The sequence below is a fragment of the Lentzea indica genome (genome assembly GCF_012184385.1).
In the GTDB taxonomy this organism is placed as follows: domain Bacteria; phylum Actinomycetota; class Actinomycetes; order Mycobacteriales; family Pseudonocardiaceae; genus Lentzea; species Lentzea indica.
In genome coordinates this window covers 1-5634 of record NZ_VSRL01000394.1, presented here as the reverse complement: position 1 = coordinate 5634, position 5634 = coordinate 1, and the positions used below count along the sequence as shown (strand labels likewise).

The window sequence follows — 5634 nt, the reverse complement described above, 5'->3', positions numbered from 1 at the left end:
TCCGGGCGGTCGGCGCCACCCCCGACGACAGCCTCGGGTTCGCCGTCTACCAGGGGTCGCGGCGCGTCGCGCTCGCCGACGCGCAGATCGGCCCGGCCCGGTCGGTGTGGCTGCCGAAGAGCTCCGCGCGCTACACCGTCTACATCTTCTACAACCCGTTCGTCCCCGAGCTGGGGTCCGACGTCGTCCGGTACGAAGGCCTTGTCGAGAACGAGAACTCGCCCAGGCCGTCCTCGCGCGAACTGCTGCCGGATCTGGAGGCGTTGCCGCAGCGGTACGCGACGTTCGAGACGCCGCCACCGTTCTTCGACGACGTCGCGGCGCCGGGCTCGTCGTGCTTCCGCAGCGAGGTGCAGGAACAGAACGCCCGCAAGTGCCTGCGCTTCGGCCAGACCATGTCGAACGTCGGCGAAGGTCCTGTCGACGTCCGCTACTCGACCCCGGCCGGCCAGCGCCCGCACGAAGTGCCGGGCTCGCAACGCATCTACCGCGCCGACGGTACGTACCGCGACGTGCCGTCCGTGGGCGTCATGCATTACCACGCGATCCACAGCCACTACCACTTCGAGGACTTCTCGATCTCCACGCTGGAGAACTCCTCGGGTGCCGTGGTCGCCACCGGGAAGAAGAACGGCTTCTGCATGGCCGACACCGAGATGCCCTGGTGGGCGCGCAAGGGCAACGCGCAACAGAGCTACCCGGCGCCGCGCTGCCTGGACCCCGAACCGTCGTCACCGCCCGGTGTCGACGCGTTCAAGAACGGCATCTCGCGCGGGTGGGCCGACGAGTACTGGTGGGCGCTACCCGACCAGATGATCGAGGTCAGTTCGTTGGCTGACGGCACCTACACGCTCGTCACCCACGTCGACCCGAACGACAAACTGCGTGAGACCGCCGAGCGCAACAACTGCGTCCGCATCCCGATCACGCTGTCCGGGCTGGCCACGGCCACGCCGAAGGCCGTACTCGGGGGCACGCACTCGGCCTGCTGAGGTGGCGTGACGTTCTTGGGGCGGCCCGTCTCGTCACGAGCTGAACATTGTTGGGACACAGGGAAATCTCGAATCCGGGGTGATGATCGGACGCACCGGCGGCGTGCCTATCATGACGCCGTCGGATCGCTCCTCCCCTGCATCCTCTGCTCGCGAGACGGGACCAACACACCCATGTCCGAGATCATCAGCACCTTCTTCGGCCGCCCCAAGAACGACACCGCCGACTCCCCCGAGGACACCGCGGCCCCCACCGCCGCCCAGCCCGCCAGCACGCCGTCCGACGAGGCCGGCACTGACGAAACCGTTGACACCGAAGCGATCGAGACCGACTCGACCGAGGACGTCGCCGAGGACGGCACCACGCCGGACGCGGAGGACGCCGACGAAACCACCGAACCCGAGAACGCGGAAGAGGACGCCGAAGAGGCCGGCGAGCCCGCCGCGGACGAAGATCTCGCGCCGGAAGCCGCCGACGAGATCGCCGACGAAGAAGCAGACGAGACCGCTGACGAGATCGTTGACGAAGAAGCTGACCAGGACGAGGAAAGCGCTCAGGACGACGAGCCCGTCGCCGTCGAAGCCGAAGCCGAGGACGCGGCAGCGGTCGCCGAGCCGGTCGTCGTGCCCGTCGTCGAGCCGGCCGCGGAACCGGCCAGGGCCGCCGCGGCTGCCCGAGGCAACGTCACGGTGGACGACGGCGTCGTCGCGAAGGTCGTCACCATCGTCGCCGGCAAGATCGACGGCGTGTACAGCCTTGACGCCGAAGGCATTTCCGTCGAGGTGGACGGCGATGTCGCCACCATCAAGGTCTCGTTGGTGATCGAGTTCGGGCACGCGATCAAGGCACTGGCCGAGCAGGTCCGGACCGACGTGATCGAGGCCGTCGAACAGTTCCTGGGTTACGACGTCGCGGCCGTGGACGTCCACGTCAGCGACGTCCACCTGCCTTCCTGACCTGAACTGTGGGCCGCGGCACCGGCGTGCCGCGGCCCGAAGGTCTCGTTCCACCAACGGTTTCCCCGCACGCATGGCCATTCGATGAACATCCGGCCAATCACCCCTTCGCCGGTGCACGAACCGCCACGTTCGATCATCGAAGAGGATGACTCGTGCCGCGAGCGTGCGAAGCGGAGACTGGTGTGGATGGATTTGCCTGGGGGTTCGCGCTCCCGATCGTCGGTATCGCTGTGCCGTTGTTCGCCTTCCTCTGGGAGTTCGTCGTCGTCGGGCGCAAGCGGCTCGGCTGGCGGGTGCAGATGGACACCACCGTCAACGGACAGGTCGAGTCCAAGTACGGCGGTGTGCTGAAGACGCTGCTGCAGCAGGAAGCGGGCAAGCAGCTGGACAGCCCCTCGTTCGTCCTGTTGCGCGTGGAGAACAACGGTGCGACCACGATCGCCGAGAACGACTACACGGTGCCCGACGCCGGTATGGAGGTGGTCTTCCCTGGTCGCAAGGTCGTCGGGCTGGCGGTGACGGAGCTCAGCGACGACAGCATGCGCGGCACGTTCGAGTCGGACGACCCCGGCAAGGGACTCGACCGCACCGATCGGGCCGACGCCCCCGGTCTGTCGTCCGGCATCGTCAAGCTGCCGAAGGTGACGTTGAACCGCGGCTGGCACTACAAGGTTCTGGTGCTGCTGGAACGGGTTCACGAGAAGCACCCGCGGCCGACGACCACCCAGGTCGTGGCCGGGGTCAAGGGCGGAACCGTCCGGCAGACCCACAACCGCACCGGGATCGGCAACTGGAAGGACATCGGCGGCAACGACCTGCCGGTCCGTCTCGTCAGCAGGGATCCCGACTCGGGCACCCGCAAGACCTTCCAGGGACAGGTCCTGTCCGGCAAACGGGAACCGGGAACCAACTCCGACGACTGCAAGCAGCTGGACTCGGGTGCCCTGCCCGGCGTCATCCGGTGTGAGCGGCCGACCACCAACGACGTGCTGAACACGGTCGCGGTCACGCCCGGCGCCATCGGCTACAGCGAGCTGGGTGCCGTGACGCATCGCCAGGACGTTGTGCCCGTGCGCATCTCCGGGCACGAAGCCACGCTGGAAGGGGCCGTGCACGCCGCCTACCCGTTCTGGCAGACGGAGTACGCGTACACGTTCGGAGAGCCGAAGGCCGACTCGCCGGCGGCCAGCTTCCTGCGCTACCTGACCAACCAGGTCGGCAGGGACGTCATCCGCTCGCACGGCAACCGTCCCTGCGGCGAGTTGAAGAACCCGGTGCTCTGCCGCCCCGAGTAGGCGCCAGCCGTCTTTTTTCGTTCGGCTCGTTCGACGTGTCTGCGAAGGAGCCGAACGGAAGGAGCACCAATGGGACGCCGAGTCCTTGCACTCGTCCTGTTGCTACTGATCAGCGTCGCGGGCACCTCTCACGCGACGACGACCGAGCCTGGACGGCACACGTACACAGGCGTCATCAACGGCGCCGGCTACCGCGTCGAGACGCCGGAGCGGTGGAACGGCACGCTGGTCCTGTTCAGCCACGGCTACATCCCGGAAGGTTCCCCGTGGCCGCAGGGGATCCCGCTCGCCAACCGGGTGGAGACCGAGCAATGGCTGCTCGACCACGGTTACGCGCTCGCCGGATCCGAGTACCAGGGCCGGTTCGGCATGGTGATCGACAAGGCGCTCGACGACCAGATCGCACTGCTGGACTGGTTCCATTCGACCATCGGGCGGCCTCGGCACACGATCTCGTCGGGGTTCTCCATGGGCGGCGGCATCGCGACCCGGCTGGCGGAGCGCCACCCCGACCGGTTCGACGGCGTGCTGGCTCTCGGCAGCAACCAGGACGTTCCCGCGACGCTCAACCGCGGGCTGGACGTCACGTTCGCGGTCCGCACCCTGCTCACCGACGACCAGCGGCTCGAACTGGTCAAAGCGAGCGACCCGGCGCACAGCGTGCAGGTGCTGCAACGCGGCGTCCAGCAGGCACTGACCACGTCGGAGGGCAGGGCGAAACTGGCGCTGATCGGCGCGATCGGCGGTCTCCCGTTGTGGGCGACCGCCCACGAGCGACCGCCGGCTGATCCGGTCGAGGCCATTCGCCAGCAGGCGTGGTGGACCGAGGCGGCGTACGTGGCCGGTCTCGGCCCCACCGGCCGAGTCGACGTCGAACGGCGTGCGGGCGGCAACCCGTCGCACAACATCGGCGTTGACTACGCCCGGCAGCTCGAGCGTTCGGGGCTGCGTGACTTCGTCGAGCAGGCGTACCGGGTGGCCGGCGCGGACCTGCGTGCCGATCTGCGGCGACTCGCCGACGCGCCCCGCATCGCGCCGGATCCCAAGGCGGTGGCGTGGATGTACCGGTACGGCGTGTCCGCGGGGAGCACTCCGACGCCGGTCGTCACGCTGCACGGCATAGCGGAGGGGATCATCACCTCGGACGCCCGCTGGTACGGCGAGCAGGTCCGCCGGCACGGCCACCCGGAACGGCTGCGTCAGCTGTACGTCGATCGCGGCGACCACGGCGCGTTCAGCGCGGCCGACGAGATCCTTGCGCTGCAAGGGTTGTCGACGAAGATCACGACCGGCCGGTGGCCTGACCTGCGGACGGGCACGCTGAACGCTCGGGCCGCAACCTTTACCCAGCAACAACAAACCGTCTTCGACATCTACACCTTCACGGACAAGGTGATGCCTCCGGCGTTCACCGACCAGCAACCACCCCGCCAACTGCGCCCGTCGCGATAACCCATGTGGCCCAGTGCCGGTCGGCCGGTTCGGCCGACCGGCACCGGCCGGGTAGGGTCCCGCGCGTTGCGAATCACACCGGGGTGATTCGTGTCTGCGTGATCACAACGGAGGACGGAGAGGACGAGTGCGCACGGACGTCGTCGGCCACACAACTGAGCACGAAGCGGCGTTGAGCCGGCTGAAGACCATGAAGGACCAGATCCGGTACGCGCTGGAGCACATGCCGCGCGGGTCCACGGTGGAAGACGTTCGCCGCTGGCTGAGCAAGCAGGGCCAGAAGAAGGTGCCCAGCAGGTCGTACGCCACGCCGATCGTGAACGAGTGGCGCGCCCGCAACGGCGTGACCGACACCGGCGGCAACGTGCTGCTCACCCCGGAACTGATCGCGGAGCTGGACAGGGCCGAGAACGGCGGCACGGACGAGGTCGACGACACGCCTTCCGAACCCGCCGGCGCCAAGGGTTTCTACGCGGTCGCGCTCCTGAGCATCGGCGTCAGCGTGGACACCTCGTGGCGGTTCTTCGAGCAGCGCCTGGGAATCACCGACGCCGTGGAGCGGGTGATCCTGTTCTCCGTGATGGAGGCCGAACACGTCCGGGTCCCGCCAGTGCCTCGGGTCCTGGTGCACCATCGCGGGGCTGAGCACGAAGTGCTGGCCGACCGCGAGGTCGTGCCCCGCCACCCGCATCGGGGTGCGCACGCTGCGGGTCAGCATCGTCGGGGCGGTCCAGCGGCGCAGCACCTCCTTCACGAACCGGTGCGCCACCGGTGCGCACCGGGTACCGGACCGGTACAGCTCGGTGGTGCTCACCGAGGCGAATTCGGCGGCGAGGCGGTCCGCCCAGTCCGGGCGGTTGACCAGCTCGTACATCACGCAGCCCGCGGCCGCGCCAGGCGGGCCGGCGATCGCGGTGAGCACAGCGGTGACGGCG

General features: G+C 68.5%; 5 protein-coding genes. 4 read left to right on the top strand and 1 reads right to left on the bottom strand.

The genetic code is table 11. The features are described from left to right. The 4 genes from FXN61_RS46790 to FXN61_RS46775 all read left to right on the top strand — a co-directional run. The coding region (locus tag FXN61_RS46790) for a lysyl oxidase family protein (RefSeq protein WP_223165886.1) at positions 1-992 on the top strand (992 nt) is incomplete at its 5' end. 174 nt (positions 993-1166) lie between these two features. Next, positions 1167-1949, top strand: coding sequence for an Asp23/Gls24 family envelope stress response protein (locus FXN61_RS46785; RefSeq protein WP_167980240.1), 783 nt, complete (start codon positions 1167-1169; stop codon positions 1947-1949). Positions 1950-2134: 185 nt separating this feature from the next. Next, a complete protein-coding gene (locus FXN61_RS46780) occupies positions 2135-3247 on the top strand; it encodes a substrate-binding domain-containing protein (RefSeq protein ID WP_312878537.1) in 1113 nt (370 codons plus the stop codon). Positions 3248-3316: 69 nt separating this feature from the next. Then, positions 3317-4699 (top strand): alpha/beta hydrolase family protein, encoded by a 1383-nt coding sequence (locus tag FXN61_RS46775; protein WP_167980239.1) that lies wholly within the window; start codon positions 3317-3319, stop codon positions 4697-4699. A 73-nt stretch (positions 4700-4772) separates the two neighbouring features. Here the strand turns inward: FXN61_RS46775 and FXN61_RS53865 are convergent, their stop codons facing one another. After that, positions 4773-5573 (bottom strand): cytochrome P450, encoded by an 801-nt coding sequence (locus FXN61_RS53865; RefSeq protein ID WP_246293153.1) that lies wholly within the window; start codon positions 5571-5573, stop codon positions 4773-4775. Positions 5574-5634 lie beyond the last annotated feature (61 nt).

Bases quoted from the DNA above. Each gene is read 5' to 3' on its own strand.
- FXN61_RS46785 (WP_167980240.1), top strand. From the start codon at position 1,167: ATGTCCGAGATCATCAGCACCTTCTTCGGCCGCCCCAAGAACGACACC.
- FXN61_RS46775 (WP_167980239.1), top strand. From the start codon at position 3,317: ATGGGACGCCGAGTCCTTGCACTCGTCCTGTTGCTACTGATCAGCGTC.
- FXN61_RS53865 (WP_246293153.1), bottom strand. From the start codon at position 5,573: ATGTACGAGCTGGTCAACCGCCCGGACTGGGCGGACCGCCTCGCCGCC.